Origin of the sequence: Pseudomonas sp. B16(2017) (assembly GCF_002113205.1) — a bacterium.
Lineage (GTDB): Bacteria > Pseudomonadota > Gammaproteobacteria > Pseudomonadales > Pseudomonadaceae > Aquipseudomonas > Aquipseudomonas pharyngis.
Map to the genome: position 1 here is coordinate 149,809 of NZ_NEKA01000006.1, position 13,732 is coordinate 163,540.

Annotated in this window: 13 protein-coding genes; 4 read left to right on the top strand and 9 right to left on the bottom strand. The window is 62.5% G+C overall.

Annotated elements, in window-relative coordinates:
* The first annotated feature begins 63 nt into the window (after positions 1-63).
* Entirely contained in the window at positions 64-957 is an 894-nt protein-coding gene (locus CAG25_RS12295) for a LysR family transcriptional regulator (protein ID WP_074691146.1), read from the top strand.
* Between the two features lie 142 nt (positions 958-1,099).
* On the top strand, positions 1,100-1,228 hold the full coding sequence (locus tag CAG25_RS28830; RefSeq protein WP_003184145.1) for a PA1414 family protein: 129 nt from the start codon (positions 1,100-1,102) through the stop codon (positions 1,226-1,228).
* A 91-nt stretch (positions 1,229-1,319) separates the two neighbouring features.
* On the opposite strand, the gene CAG25_RS12300 is transcribed toward CAG25_RS28830, so the two are convergent.
* From CAG25_RS12300 to speB, 6 genes are all read right to left on the bottom strand, one after another.
* Positions 1,320-1,568, bottom strand: a complete 249-nt coding sequence (locus CAG25_RS12300; protein WP_039772540.1) for a phosphopantetheine-containing protein — start codon at positions 1,566-1,568, stop codon at positions 1,320-1,322.
* Positions 1,569-1,612: 44 nt separating this feature from the next.
* Positions 1,613-2,338, bottom strand: coding sequence for an MBL fold metallo-hydrolase (locus CAG25_RS12305; RefSeq protein WP_085611571.1), 726 nt, complete (start codon positions 2,336-2,338; stop codon positions 1,613-1,615).
* An 82-nt stretch (positions 2,339-2,420) separates the two neighbouring features.
* Positions 2,421-3,800 carry a sodium:solute symporter gene (locus CAG25_RS12310; protein WP_039772536.1) on the bottom strand — a complete coding sequence of 460 codons (1,380 nt, stop codon included), beginning with the start codon at positions 3,798-3,800 and terminating at the stop codon, positions 2,421-2,423.
* 92 nt (positions 3,801-3,892) lie between these two features.
* On the bottom strand, positions 3,893-5,404 hold the full coding sequence (locus CAG25_RS12315; RefSeq protein ID WP_007956582.1) for a cytosine permease: 1,512 nt from the start codon (positions 5,402-5,404) through the stop codon (positions 3,893-3,895).
* A 55-nt stretch (positions 5,405-5,459) separates the two neighbouring features.
* Entirely contained in the window at positions 5,460-5,882 is a 423-nt protein-coding gene (locus CAG25_RS12320; RefSeq protein ID WP_007956584.1) for a nuclear transport factor 2 family protein, read from the bottom strand.
* Between the two features lie 10 nt (positions 5,883-5,892).
* Positions 5,893-6,843: an agmatinase gene (gene speB / locus CAG25_RS12325; RefSeq protein WP_003222717.1), complete on the bottom strand. Its 951-nt coding sequence runs from the start codon at positions 6,841-6,843 to the stop codon at positions 5,893-5,895.
* Positions 6,844-7,167: 324 nt separating this feature from the next.
* Between speB and CAG25_RS12330 the strand changes: the two genes are divergently transcribed.
* Together CAG25_RS12330 and CAG25_RS12335 are read left to right on the top strand one after the other, a co-directional pair.
* Entirely contained in the window at positions 7,168-8,061 is an 894-nt protein-coding gene (locus CAG25_RS12330; RefSeq protein WP_039772530.1) for a LysR family transcriptional regulator, read from the top strand.
* Between the two features lie 5 nt (positions 8,062-8,066).
* Positions 8,067-8,663: a tRNA-uridine aminocarboxypropyltransferase gene (locus CAG25_RS12335; RefSeq protein WP_085611570.1), complete on the top strand. Its 597-nt coding sequence runs from the start codon at positions 8,067-8,069 to the stop codon at positions 8,661-8,663.
* A gap of 122 nt (positions 8,664-8,785) precedes the next feature.
* Here the strand turns inward: CAG25_RS12335 and CAG25_RS12340 are convergent, their stop codons facing one another.
* Genes CAG25_RS12340 through CAG25_RS12350 form a run of 3 tightly spaced genes read right to left on the bottom strand, consistent with a single transcriptional unit; the run spans position 8,786 to position 13,709 of the window.
* Positions 8,786-10,147: an HlyD family type I secretion periplasmic adaptor subunit gene (locus CAG25_RS12340; protein ID WP_039772526.1), complete on the bottom strand. Its 1,362-nt coding sequence runs from the start codon at positions 10,145-10,147 to the stop codon at positions 8,786-8,788.
* Between the two features lie 10 nt (positions 10,148-10,157).
* Complete coding sequence (locus CAG25_RS12345; protein WP_085611569.1) at positions 10,158-12,317, bottom strand: type I secretion system permease/ATPase; 2,160 nt, start codon at positions 12,315-12,317, stop codon at positions 10,158-10,160.
* Between the two features lie 33 nt (positions 12,318-12,350).
* On the bottom strand, positions 12,351-13,709 hold the full coding sequence (locus CAG25_RS12350; RefSeq protein ID WP_064383226.1) for a TolC family outer membrane protein: 1,359 nt from the start codon (positions 13,707-13,709) through the stop codon (positions 12,351-12,353).
* Positions 13,710-13,732: the final 23 nt, after the last annotated feature.

The following is a 13,732-nucleotide window of genomic DNA, read 5'->3' on the forward strand; positions in this document are numbered from 1 at the left end:
ACTGATTGACTTTCTTTAAAATTGAATAATAGTGAGTAACTTGTTCTGTTCAGGAGAAAGGTTGTGGAGTTCAGCCAATTGCGGATCTTTCAGGCCGTGGCGGAGGAGGGCTCGATCACCCGCGCCGCCGAACGTTTGCACCGCGTGCCGTCGAACCTGTCGACCCGGCTTAAACAGCTGGAGGAGCAACTGGGTGTCGAATTGTTCGTCCGTGAGCGTCAGCGTTTGCAGTTGTCGCCTGCGGGAAAAGTCCTGCTGGACTACACCGGCAAACTGTTCGCCCTGCGCGATCAGGCCTGCGCGGCGGTGATGGGCGGGCAGCCGGCGGGGGATTTCGTGCTCGGCACGCTGTACAGCACCGCCGCGATCCATTTGCCGGCGCTGCTGGCGCGCTATCACAAGCAATATCCGGCGGTGAATCTTCAGGTGCAGTCCGGGCCCAGTGGCGAGTTGCTCGAAGGCCTGCTCACCGGCCGCCTCGACGCCGCGCTGGTGGACGGCCCGCCGCAACTGGCCGGGATTGACGGTGTGCCGTTGTGCAACGAGCGACTGGTGCTGATCAGCGAGGCCGATCACCCGCCGGTGCGCAGCGCCAAGGATGTGGAAGGGCGGGCAGTGTTCACCTTCCGCCATGGCTGCGCCTATCGCGCACGGCTGGAAGCGTGGTTCGCCCACTATCAGGCGGCGATGGGTCGGGCGATGGAGATCGAGTCCTATCAGGGCATGCTCGCCTGTGTGATTGCCGGCAGCGGTGTGGCGCTGATGTCGGAGTCGATGCTCGCCAGCCTGCCGGGGCGCGAAAGCGTGGCGGTGCATCCGCTGGCCGAACCTTTTGCCAGTGCGACAACATGGCTCATGTGGCGTCGGGGCATGGTCGGTGCCAACCTCAACGCGTGGATTGAACAGCAGCAGGCGCTCTATCCCGTGGCTGGCGAGGACGTGCGGGAAACGGCTTGAACGAACGGTCAGGGATTTGGATCAATTCAGTAACAGATCATTGCGGATTTGGCCGAGCATTGCGTAGGACTTCGGACTATTATCAGTGCGAAGCGGCCTCAGAATTCCGGACGCTCAGCACCACCCTGAAGGGGGCATGACGATGAAAGAGAAAATTCAAAACTGGCTGCACGATTTGGGTGTTGCCCTCGGCTTGATCGAACCGCCTCTGCAACCGGTCCCGATTCGCACCGATGACGAACAGCGTCGGCGTCAGCCACGTCGGCGGTAATGCCCCGCTTTGAAGGATCAAAGGATTTAAACGCCAAAAGATCGCACCCGGCCGTCGCTCCATGGAGTGGCGGCCGGGTGCGATCTTTTGTTCAGTGACGCCCGATTTCCATCAGAAACCGGCTCAGGTCATTCACGGTTTTCGCAGTCTTGAGCATCCGGTCCTCTTCGGCGGTGAAGGCCGTCAGCCCGAATTCATCTTCCAGATGGAAGATCAGATCCTCGATATCCGCTTTTTCCAGCCCCAGTTGCGCGAGGCTGGTGTGGTCGTCGAATTCACGATTTTCCAGCAGGCGCAGGATGAATCGGTGCACGGCAGCGCGCACGGCAGCTCTTCTCATGGCAGATATTTATTGTGGTTGATCTGACTGAAGTACAGCAGGCCTCAGGCGTGCCGGCGCAACCATTCGTCAATCATCCCGCGCAAATGCGCCCCGGAAAAACTGCCGAAGTGCCCGCCATGCACCGTGCGGATCTTCAGCCCCTGCAAGCGCCGCAGGCTGGCGGCGTAGTCGTCGAGGTTGGAATGGTAGGCGTCTTCGATCAACGGCCCGTCGTAAATGATGTCGCCGCTGAACAGGGTTTCGCTGGCCGCTTCATAGAGGCTGATCCCGCCCGGTGAATGCCCCGGCGTGTGCAGCACCTGCAGCGTGCGATTGCCCAGGTCCAGCACATCGCCGTCCTCGACAAAACCAGTGGCCGGCGCCGCCTTGACCCGATATTCGGCGTAGCACAACGGGCAATCCGGGTGCGCTTCGAACATGTCGTCGCCGACGAAGGCCCGGCTCAGATCGTTCTCGCCATCCGGCGCTGCCAGAATGTCCGCCTCGGCGGGATGCACCAGCCGTTCGGCAAATTCGTGATGCCCGGCGATGTGGTCGAAATGGCAATGACTGGCCACCGCCACCAGCGGCCGCTCGGTCAGCCACGGCAGTTGTTCGCGCAGGCTCACCAGCCCGGAACCGCTGTCGAGCAACAGATCCTTGTCCCGGCCCTGAACGTGCCACAGGTTGCAGCGATAGAAGGGGCGGATGAACGGCTCGTGAATCAGCCGAATGCCGTCGCTCAGGTGCTGCACTTCGAACCACTGATCGCGAGAAACAATCTTCATAAGCACTTTCCTTGAGACGAAAAAAACGGGTGTGGCAACCGACGCCACACCCGCCGAAGAAAGTTGTTGCTACCGCTTCAGCTTAGATCGCGCTGGCCACCACGTTTGGGCGGCGGGACATCAGGCTGACCACCACAAAACTCACCAGACCCACAGCCAGGCTGTAGTAGATCGGCGTGTTGGCATCCAGACCATCCTTGAACATGAACAGCAGGGCGGTGGCGAAACCCAGGCCCATGCTGGCGATGGCGCCGGCAGTGGTCGCGCGTTTCCAGAAGATCGCACCGATCAGCGGGATCAGCATGCCGCCCACCAACAGGTTGTACGCGAGGGTCAGGGCGCTGATCACGTCGTTGACCACCAGCGCGATGCCCAGCACCACGACACCGGTCAGCAGGGTGAACAGGCGGTTTACCCCCAGGCTCGACTGTTTGCCGCCACGCAGTTTCGGCAGCAGGTCTTCGGTCAGGGTGGTGGCAGCGGCGAGCAGGCCGGCGCTGGCGGTGGACATCATCGCGGCCAGGGCAGCAGCGATCACCAGGCCACGGATGCCATCCGGGAGCGACAGTTTGACGATGGCGGCGAAGGCGTTGTTGACGTTGTCCAGATCCGGGATCAGCACGTGTGCCGCCATGCCGATCAGGGCGCAGGCCAGACCGTAGAGGATGCAGTAGATGCCTGCGAAGCTACCGGCGTACTGAGCCACTTTTTCGTTCTTGACGGTGAACACCCGTTGCCAGATGTCCTGACCGATCAGGATGCCGAAGAAGTAAATCATGAAGTAGGTGATGATCGTGTCCCAGCCGATGGTGGTGAAGCTGAAGGCGGTGGCCGGCAGTTTCAGCACCAGTTCGTCCCAGCCGCCGACGCGGTACAGGCAGATTGGCAACAGGATGAACATCAGGCCGACGGTCTTGATGATGAACTGGACGATGTCGGTCAGGGTCAGCGACCACATGCCGCCGATGGCCGAGTAGATCACCACCACGCCACCGCCGAGCAGTACCGAGATCCAGAACGGCAGGCCGAACAGCACTTGCAGCACGGTGCCGATGGCGAGGATCGAGGTCACGCCGATCATCAGCGCGTAGGCCAGCATGATCGCCGCGCTCGCCGAGCGGGCCATCGGGTTGTAGCGTTTTTCCAGGACCTGGGTAACGGTGTAGATCTTCAGTTTCAGCAGCGGCTTGGCCAGGAACAGGTTCAGCGCAACGATGCCGCAACCCAGTGCCGCGCACAGCCAGAAACCGGAAATGCCGTGCACGTAGCCCAGGCGCACAGTGCCGACGGTGGACGCGCCGCCGAGAACGGTCGCCGCCATGGTGCCCATGTACAGGCTCGGGCCGAGGTTACGCCCAGCGACCAGGAAGTCCTCGTTGGTCTTGGCCTTGCGCATGCCGAAGTAGCCGAGCAAGAGCATGCCGGCGGCGTAGATGAGGACGACGAATAAATCCAAAGCCATGATGGCGTGTCTCCGATTGTCTTTTTTATGGTGAAACAAATTGGTTCTATGAGGCTGCCCTTGTGGGAGCAAGCCCGCTCCCACAGGGTTGATCAGGCAGCCTGACGCAGCGCCGCTTCAGCCGGCGCATGGGCGCCTTTGCTGCGGGGATCCTTCGGGCCGTAGACCAGCGCCGGCTCCGGGAACAGGCTCAGCAGCATCAGGTACATCACCGAGGCCAGACCGAGGGTCACCAGCAGGCTGATGTCGATGCCGCCGGCCAGTTCACCGAGCGGGCCGACAAACTGCCCCGGCAAATTGACGAAGCACAGGCCGACCGCCGCGCTCGGGATCCACGCGCCCAGGCCGCGCCAGTTCCAGCCGTGGCTGAACCAGTAGCGTCCGCCTTGCTCGCCGCGCGTGAAAACTTGCAGGTCGTCCGGGCAGTAGAAGCCGCGACGCACCACCAGGCCGATGATCATGATCACCATCCACGGGGTGGTGCAGGTGATGATCAGCACCGCGAAGGTCGACACGCTCTGCACCAGATTCGCCGCAAAGCGCCCGATGAAGATGAAGGCAATCGACAGCACGCCGATCAGCAACGTCGCCTTGACCCGTGAAAGCAGACGCGGGAACACGCTCGACATGTCCAGCCCTGTGCCATACAGCGACGTGGTGCCGGTGGACATGCCGCCGATCACCGCAATCAGGCACACCGGCAGGAAGAACCAGCTCGGCGACACCGCCAGCAGACCGCCGACGTAGTTGTTGGCCGCGATGTAGTCCGGCGCCTGGATCGCCACGATGGTCGCGGTGGTCAGGCCGAACAGGAACGGGATGAAGGTGGCGATCTGCGACAGAACCACCGCCGCCATGATCCGCTGGCGCGAGGTTTCACGCGGGATGTAGCGGGCCCAGTCGCCGAGGAACGCGCCGAAGGAAATCGGGTTGCTCATGGCCACCAGTGCGGCGCCGATGAACGCAGCCCAGAAGCCCGGCTGGCCGAGGCTGACAGTGCCGGCGTAGTGCGAATCGAAGGGACCGGCGAAGGCAAAGATGCCCAGCAGGAACAGCAGGCTCGCGCTCCACACCGCGACCTTGTTCACCCACAGCAGGAAGCGGAAGCCGTAGATGCACACGGTCAGCACCAGAATCGCGAACAGACCGTAGGCCAGGCCCAGGGTCAGGTCGGTTTCCGGCAGGCCGATCAGGCGTTTCGCACCACCGATCAACGCATCTCCCGAACTCCACACCGAGAGCGAGAAGAAGGCGATGGCGGTCAACAGCGACAGGAACGAACCGACGATCCGCCCGTGCACGCCGAAGTGCGCACCGGACGACACGGCATTGTTGGTGCCGTTGAGCGGGCCAAACAGGCCCATCGGCGCAAGGATCAGCGAGCCGAGCAGCACGCCCGAGACAATCGCCCAGACGCCCGCCTGAAAGGACAGGCCGAACAGCACCGGGAAACTGCCGAGCACGGCGGTGGCAAAGGTATTCGCGCCGCCAAAGATCATGCGGAACAAGTCCACGGGACCGGCGGTGCGTTCGTTGTCCGGGATCTGTTCGACCCCGTGGGTTTCAATCTGCGTAAGGCTTTGGTCTTTGTTGTTGTTATTCATGATCTGCTCCGATCATAAAGGCGCGCTCATCGTGCGTGAGCGTCACCTGTCTTGGCTAAGGGGATGGCAGCCCTTCCGGCATTGCGGACAAATGTTCGTGGCAGGCCAGCCAATGGCCTTGTTGTTCTAGGCTCGACGCTTGTTTTCTGAAAACAATCGTCTCGCGCTCCTGGCTGAAGTGTTGCTCCCCTTGCATGCGCAGCTCGGTGGCCACGTCATGGATGAAAATCGCCACGTCACCCTGCAGGCTGACGAAGGCGTTGCTCGAGGTGCAGGACAGCACCTCGAAGCCATCCTCGGCGCGCCAGCTGTCCCACAACGCCTGATAGGCATCGCGCGACAGCAGGGGCTGTTCGAGGGTGTAGAACACAAAGCTCGCATCGGCGCTGAACGCGCCGAAGTAGGCTTCGCGATCGTTGCGGGCGAAGGCGGACACCAGATCGGCGGCCGCTTTCAGAACCTGATCACGTTCGTTCATGACCCGACCCTCAGCGGTGGACCACGCCCGGCAGTACGCAGAGCATTTCGTACAGCAGGTTGGCGGCCAGCAGCGAGGTGTTGCCGGTGGTGTCATAAGCGGGCGAGACTTCTACCAGATCGCAGCCGATCAGGTCGAGGCCCTGGCAGCCGCGAACGATTTCAATCGCCTGAATGGTCGTCAGACCACCGATTTCCGGGGTGCCGGTGCCTGGCGCCCAAGCCGGGTCGATGCCGTCGATGTCAAAGCTCAGGTACACCGGGCCGCCACCGACTTTCTCGCGCACTTCGGCCATCAGCGGCGCCAGCGACTTGTGCCAGCACTCTTCGGCCTGAACGACGCGGAAGCCCTGATCGCGGCTCCAGTTGAAGTCGTCGGCGGTGTAACCCTGCGCCCGCAGACCGATCTGCACCACACGGTCGCAGTCCAGAAGACCTTCCTCGACCGCACGACGGAAGGTCGTACCGTGGGCGATCTTCTCGCCGAACATGTGATCGTTGACGTCAGCGTGGGCATCGATGTGCACCAGACCGACCTTGCCGTGCTTTTTGTGGATCGCACGCAGGATCGGCAGGGTGATGGTGTGGTCGCCACCCAGGGTCATCGGGATCACGTTGTGCTCGAGGATGTTGTCGTAGGCTTCTTCAATGATGCGCACGGCGTCGAGCAGGTTGAAGGTGTTGATCGCCACGTCACCGATGTCGGCAACCGACAGCGAGTCGAACGGCGCAGCGCCGGTGGCCATGTTGTACGGGCGGATCATCACCGATTCGGTGCGGATGTCGCGCGGCCCGAAGCGGGTGCCGGGGCGCAGCGAAGTACCGATGTCCAGCGGCACGCCAACGAAAGCGGCGTCCAGACCGGCAGCGGTCGGTACATGGGGGAGTCGGAGCATGGTGGCGATGCCGCCGAAGCGCGGCATTTCGTTGCCGCCCAGTGGTTGGTGAAGAATCTTGTCCACGGGTAGGGCCTCATCGTCTTTGTTTTATTTATGTCGGCGCACCGCATTCGCAAGGTCACGGGCACCGCTGTGGGCCGATTCTGCGAAATGTAGTGGGGCGGAAGAATCGCTACGGGCAAATACTTAGTTCAGATTTTTCTAAACTAATGGTGAGGCTGAAGATAGACTCGTTGTCGTTCACCGGGGTGAACATGGCGCCTCTGTGGGAGCGGGCTTGCTCGCGAATACGGTGTGTCAGGCAACGTGGATGTCGGCTGGCCCGACGCTTTCGCGAGCAAGCCCGCTCCCACATTTACGGTGTTTCGACAGAAACATGGAGTAGACATGGCCAACGCTTTACCCGACCTGAAACTGTTGCGCATCTTCGTCAGCGTCGTGCGTCATCAGGGGTTTGCCAACGCGCAGCAGGAACTCAACCTGTCGACCTCGGCGATCAGCACCTACATGAGCCAGCTCGAAGCCGCGCTGGGTCTGGTGCTGTGCCATCGCGGGCGCGGCGGTTTCAGCCTGACCAGCAAGGGCGAACTGTTCCATCAGGAAACCCTGCGCCTGCTAGCCGAACTCGAAGGTTTCGAGCAATACGCCGCCGCGCTCAAGGGCGAACTGCGTGGCACCCTCAACCTTGGGGTGATCGACTCCACGGTCAGCGACAAGGCCCTGCCGTTCGCCGAAGCCATCGGCGCCTACAGCCAGGAACACCCGGCAGTGCATTTGCATTTATCGGTGATGAGCCCGTATGAGCTGCAACTCGGCGTGCAGGACAACCGCCTCGACCTGGCCATCGGCGCGTTTTCCACGCGCATGAGCGGCCTGGTGTACATGCCGCTGTACCGCGAGCAGCACTGGCTGTATTGCAGCAACAGGCACCCGCTGTTCAACGAACGGCGGATTCCCGAACAGGTCATCACCCAGCAACGCATGGTCGGACGCGGTTACTGGAGCCAGGCCGAACTGGCCCGTCACGGTTTCAAACACAGCGCCGCGACCGTGGAAAGTATGGAAGCGCAGCTGATACTGGTGCTGTCCGGGGCCTACATCGGTTACCTGCCGGAGCACTACGCCCAGGCCTGGGCCGACAAGGGCGACCTGCGGGTGCTGCTGCCGGCAACCTTCGGCTATCAGGCGCCGTTTTCCATGATCATGCGCCGTGGCCGCAGCCGCGAGCCGCTGATCCAGACCTTCCGCGATCTGCTCAAAGCGCAGCTCAATCAGGCATAAAGAACATGTCCAGACCCCAATGCCCGCGCTGCCTGCGCCCACAAACTCATTGCCTGTGCCCGCTGATCCCCAGCCTCGACAGCCGCACTCGGGTGTTGCTGTTGCAGCACCCGAGCGAGGTCAATCACGCGCTCAACACCGCACGGCTGGCAGCGCTCGGGTTGAACAATGCCGAGCTGATTGTCGGCGAAGTGTTCGAGGATTTGCCCGCGCTGCTGAACCGGCCGGGGTATCGGGCACGGTTGTTGTTCCCGGCGGATGATGCGCAGCCGATGCAGGCTTACGCCGCGTCCGATGAACCGCTGTTGCTGGTGGTGCCGGATGGCACATGGCGCAAGGCGCGCAAGATGCTGCACCTCAATCCCTTGCTGGCGGCGTTGCCACGGGTGACGCTGGCCGAGGGCGGGGTTTCCCGGTATCGGCTGCGCAAGGCACCGGGGCCGGGGGCGTTGTCGACGATTGAGGCGATTGTGCAGGCGTTGCAGACGCTGGAGGCGCCGGCCTCGTTTGAGCCGTTGCTCAGGCCGTTTGAAGCGCTGATCGAGGGGCAGATTGCGGCGATGGGCGAGGAGACCTTTAAGAAGAATCATGGCGAAAGATAGGTGTTGGTAATGCCGGACTCTTCGCGAGCAAGCCCGCTCCCACAGGGAGAACGCATTCCAAATGTGGGAGCGGGCTTGCTCGCGAAGGGGTCAGATTATTCACCGCAAAGTCCGGATCATCACTAGCGTTCGCGCATCGCCTCGGTCCGGGCTTTCAGCACCGGTTTCAGCAGGTAATCCAGCACACTTTTCTCCCCGGTAATGATGTCCACCGTCGCCACCATCCCCGGAATGATCAGCAGCGGTTTCACATCCCCGCCCAGATGGTTTTTGTCGGTGCGCACCTGGATCAGGTAGAAGCTGTTGCCCTTGTCATCGGTAATCGTATCGGCGCCGATCAGCTCAAGCTTCGCGCTCAGCCCGCCGTAGATCGTGTAGTCGTAGGCGCTGAACTTGACCATGGCTTTCTGGCCCGGATGCAGGAACGCCACGTCCTGAGGGCGGACCTTGGCTTCGATCAGCAGGTTGTCTTCCAGCGGCACGATTTCCACCATGTCACTGCCCGGCTGCACCACGCCGCCGATGGTGTTGACCTTCATTTGCTTGATCACCCCATGCACCGGCGAAGTCACGGTGGTGCGGCTGACACGGTCGTCGATGGCGATGCTCGACGCGGTGATTTTCGACAGGTCGGTGCGTTTCTCGTTGAGCTCCTTGGCCGCTTCGGAGCGGAAGGTCTGTTCCGATTCGTCGATCTTGCTGCGGATCTCGGCGATGGCCGATTCGGCGCGGGGAATGGCCAGGGTCGTGGCGTTCAGGGAACCGCGGATTTCCACCGCACTGCGCTTGAGCCGCAAGATCTCCACCGGCGACACTGCACCGGTCTTGACCAGCGGTTCGGACATGTTCATTTCCTGATTGACCAGCGCCAGGCTCGAACTGTATTGCCCCTGTTTCGAGCGAAACTCCGCCAGCTCCTGAGTCTTCTGCCGCAGCTGTTCGCTGAGGGTTCTCTGTTCGCTGGCCAGCCGCCGCTGCCGTTGCTCGTACAGCGAACGCTCGTCCTCGGCCACTTGCGGCGCCTTGGCGATCACTTCGTCCGACAGCTTGAACGGCCGGCCTTCGGCTTCAGCGGACAAGCGTTCGACCTGCGCGGTCAAGGCATAACGATCGGCCTCGCTCTCACCCTTGTTCGACAGAAACCGCGTGTCGTCCAGGCGCAGCAGTTTGTCGCCCTTATCGACCATTTGTCCTTCGCGCACGAAGATCTCGGTGACGATCCCGCCCTCGAGGTTCTGGATCACCTGGACCTTGCTCGACGGAATCGCCTTGCCTTCGCCCATGGTCACTTCCTGGAGTACGGCGAACTTGGCCCAGACCAGCGCACTGATCAGCAGCGCCGCCGCCAGCCACACGGTGATGCGCGACCAGCGTGGCGAATCCTGCAGCGAGGCGCCGGCGGTTTCCGGCATGAATTCGGCTTCGGCGCTTTTACCGAAGCTGTCGAAATAACCGCGGGGTTTTGAAGGTGAGGAAGCCGACATGGGGTAACTCCTAGACCGCTGCCGAGCCGACCCGGCCCTTGCGCAGCGCATCGATGACCGCTTCTTTCGGACCGTCGGCGACGATCCGGCCGTTGTCCAGCACCAGCAACCGGTCCACCAAGCTCAGCATTGAAGTGCGGTGGGTGACCAGCAACAAGGTTTTGCCCTGCACCCAGCCGTGCAGCTTCTGGCGCAGGACGTCTTCGCTGCTGTTGTCCATGGCGCTGGTGGGTTCGTCGAGCAGCATGATCGGCGGGTCGAGCAACAGCGCCCGCGCCAGCAACACTGCCTGGCGCTGGCCGCCGGAGAGCAATTGACCGCGCTCGCCCACCGGCCGGTCGAAGCCTTGCGGGTGCTGGCGGGCGAGCTCGGTGACGCCGGTCAGTTCAGCCACTTCGAGCATCCGTGAATCGCTGATGTAGCGGGCGCCGAGGGTCAGGTTGTCGCGCAGGCTGCCGGCCAGCAGCGGCAGGTCATGGGCGACGTAGCCGATCTGCTGGCGCAGGTCGGCGACATCCAGTTGCCGCAGGTCGAGGCCGTCGAGCAGCAACTGGCCTTCGTCCGGTTCGTAGAAGCCCATCACCAGTCGCGCCAGGGTGCTTTTGCCCGAGCCGCTGCGGCCGATGATGCCGATCCGTTCGCCGGGTCTGACGCTGAAACTGACGTTGCTCAGGGCCGGGGCGTTCTGACCGTTGTAGTGGAAGGTCACCGCGTTGGCGTCCAGCGCACCTTGCAGTTGCGTGCGCTCCAGCGGCCGCTGTTTGCCGTCGCGTTCCTGAGGCAGGGACATCAGCGCATCGGTGCTTTTCATGGTCAGTTGCGCTTGCTGGTAGCGGGTGATCAGCCCGGCGATCTGGCCCAGCGGCGCCAGCACGCGGCTGCCGAGCATGTAAGTCGCCACCAGTGCGCCGACGCTGAGATTGCCGGCGATGATGCTGTAGACCCCGGCCACAATTGTCGCCATCCCCGAAAACTGCTGGATGAACAGCGTGCCGTTGGTGGCCAGCGCCGAGAGATTACGCGCGTGGCTGTCGAGGCGGGTGAGGGCGCCGTGGGTGCTTTCCCATTTGTGTTGGCGCTCGCTTTCGGCGCTGCACGCCTTGAGGGTTTCCAGGCCGCCGAGGGTTTCGATCAGCAACGCCTGACGCTCGGCGCCGAGGCTGAGGCTTTTCTGCACGGTGTCGCGCAGACGGGCCTGAATGATCATTGCGAAAACAATGGTGATCGGAAACGCCAGCAACGGAATCACCACCAGCCAGCCGCCGAGCAAGCCGATCACCACCAGCATCAACACCACGAAGGGCAGGTCGATCAGGCTGGTCAGGGTCACGGCGGTGAGGAATTCGCGCAGGCCCTGGAAGTCGTGAATGCTCTGGGCGAAGCCGCCGATGGTCGCCGGCCGGGCCTTCATCGCCATGCCGGTGATGCGTTCGAATAAAGTCGCGGAAAGGATCACGTCGGTTTTCTTGCCGGCGGTGTCCAGCAGGTGCGCGCGCACCACCCGCAGCACCAGTTCGAAACCGGTGCCGATCAGCAGCCCGATCGCCAGCACCCACAGGGTCGACGTGGCCTGGTTCGGCACCACGCGGTCGTAGGTCTGCATGACGAACAGCGGCACCATCAGGCCCAGCAGGTTGATCAGGAAACTGGCGAGGATCGCGTCGCTGTACAGCCATTTCGACAGCTTCAGGGTGTCGCGAAACCACGCCTGCACCCGTGGCACCAGCGGTGAACGCAGGTCTTCCAGTTCATGCCGTGGCCGGGCGAACAAGGCCTGACCGCTGTAGTGTTCGGTGAGTTCTTCACGGCTGACCCATTGCTCGCCGCCGTCGGCTTCGCTGGGCAGGATCAGCGCCTTGCCGTCTTCGCTAAAACGCCGCAGCACTGCCGTGCGCCCGTTGCCCAGCAGTAACAGCACCGGCAGATTCAGCGGTGAGATGTCTTTCAGCTCTCGGCGCAGTAACCGCGCCTGCAACCCGGCCCGGGCTGCGGCGCGGGGCAGCAGGTCGAGGCTCAGGCGTTGTTTGTCCAGGGGCAGCCCGGCGCTCAGGCTGGCGCGACTGACCGTCGCGCCATGGAGTTTGCAGAGGATCAACAGACCGTCGAGCAACGGGTCATCGAAGCTCAGCCGCGGATCGATCCCGGTGTTACCGGGTTGCATGCTGGTCATATTGATCGCTCCCCTGGCACTACATCATCGGGACTACTTCAGTTCAGGCAAGCGCGCTTCGTTTTTCACCTCGGTCGCGGCAATCGCATCGGCCGGCAGCACCACCCGCTGCTTGCTCAACAACTGGCCCATGTTCGCCAGCACGCGGTACATCGAGTATTCCTCGGTGTAGCGGATTTCGGTGTAGCGACGGTTGGCGTTGTACAGCTCGTTTTCACTGTCGAGCACGTCCAGCAGGGTGCGCTGGCCGAGGCCGAACTGATCCTGATACGCGGCGCGCACACGCTTGGTGGTCTCGGCGTATTCGCGGGCGGTCGGGGTCTGTTTCTTGGCGTTGAGCATGGCGTTCCACGCCAGGTGAATGTTCTCGTTGAGCTGGCGCAGGGCGTTGTTGCGGATGTCCATCGCCTGGTTGATCTGGTGCGCGTCGGAGGCCAGTCGCGCCTTGTCGCTGCCGCCACGGAACAGGTTGTAGTTCATCACCACGCCGACCCGCCATTCGTTGTCGTGGCCCTCGTCACCCTGCACGTTGTTGTTGGCGCCGACGGCGGCTTCCGCGTCGAAGCGCGGGTAGAACGGCGACTTGGCGACTTCGTACTGGCTCTCCGCCGATTGCACGTCAGCCTGGGCGGATTTCAGATACGGGTTGTTCTCGACCATGCTCTGCTGGGCTTCAGGCAAGGTGGCGGGCAATTCGCCGCGGGTCGAGGCTGGGGTTTCCAGCTCATCCGGCATGCGCCCGACCACGCTGTAGAAGTTGGATTCGGCATCCGCCAGATCGACTTCGGCGGTGTCGAGGTTGTTCTGCGCCAGCGCCTTCCGGGCCACCGATTGATCGGAGTCGGCGGTGCTGCCCACCCCGCGCTCGGTGCGCAGGCCAATCTGGTCGTTGACCCGCAAGTGCGCCTGCAGGTTGTTCTTGGCCAGGGTCACCAGTTCGCGACGCTTGAGCACTTCGAGGTAGACCTCGATGGTGCGCAGGGCCAGATCCTGGGCGGTGCCTTGCGCGTAATAGGCGCGTGAGTTGGAAACGCCCTTGGTGCGTTCGACTTCGTTGGCGGTGTTGAAACCGTCGAACAGCATCTGCCGCAGCCGCAGCTCGGACTGGGTGTAATTGAGGATTTCGGTGTGGTGGTTACCGAAGGCCCGGGTGTTGGTGTTGTCGCTGTAGCCGCGCCCGTAAGCAGCGTTCAGATCCACCGACGGATAGAAGCCGCCCTTGGCGACCTTCACCTGTTCATCAGCCGACAGGCGCGCATCTACGCGCGAGGCCAGTTCGGGGTGGGTAGCGATGGTGCTCTGGATCGCTTCGGTGAGGTTCATGGCCTGGGCTTGGGAAGTGCAAGCCATGGCCAGCAAAACCGCGCTGCAGAGGGGGGTTAGTACGCGCATGGGTGCATCTCCCTGAGTCCTGA

What these genes read in the sequence shown, in the direction of transcription:
- CAG25_RS28830 (WP_003184145.1), top strand. Translation starts at nt 1,100, where the DNA reads ATGAAAGAGAAAATTCAAAACTGGCTGCACGATTTGGGTGTTGCCCTC.
- CAG25_RS12300 (WP_039772540.1), bottom strand. Translation starts at nt 1,568, where the DNA reads ATGAGAAGAGCTGCCGTGCGCGCTGCCGTGCACCGATTCATCCTGCGC.
- CAG25_RS12305 (WP_085611571.1), bottom strand. Translation starts at nt 2,338, where the DNA reads ATGAAGATTGTTTCTCGCGATCAGTGGTTCGAAGTGCAGCACCTGAGC.
- CAG25_RS12310 (WP_039772536.1), bottom strand. Translation starts at nt 3,800, where the DNA reads ATGGCTTTGGATTTATTCGTCGTCCTCATCTACGCCGCCGGCATGCTC.
- CAG25_RS12315 (WP_007956582.1), bottom strand. Translation starts at nt 5,404, where the DNA reads ATGAATAACAACAACAAAGACCAAAGCCTTACGCAGATTGAAACCCAC.
- CAG25_RS12320 (WP_007956584.1), bottom strand. Translation starts at nt 5,882, where the DNA reads ATGAACGAACGTGATCAGGTTCTGAAAGCGGCCGCCGATCTGGTGTCC.
- CAG25_RS12330 (WP_039772530.1), top strand. Translation starts at nt 7,168, where the DNA reads ATGGCCAACGCTTTACCCGACCTGAAACTGTTGCGCATCTTCGTCAGC.
- CAG25_RS12335 (WP_085611570.1), top strand. Translation starts at nt 8,067, where the DNA reads ATGTCCAGACCCCAATGCCCGCGCTGCCTGCGCCCACAAACTCATTGC.
- CAG25_RS12340 (WP_039772526.1), bottom strand. Translation starts at nt 10,147, where the DNA reads ATGTCGGCTTCCTCACCTTCAAAACCCCGCGGTTATTTCGACAGCTTC.
- CAG25_RS12345 (WP_085611569.1), bottom strand. Translation starts at nt 12,317, where the DNA reads ATGACCAGCATGCAACCCGGTAACACCGGGATCGATCCGCGGCTGAGC.
- CAG25_RS12350 (WP_064383226.1), bottom strand. Translation starts at nt 13,709, where the DNA reads ATGCGCGTACTAACCCCCCTCTGCAGCGCGGTTTTGCTGGCCATGGCT.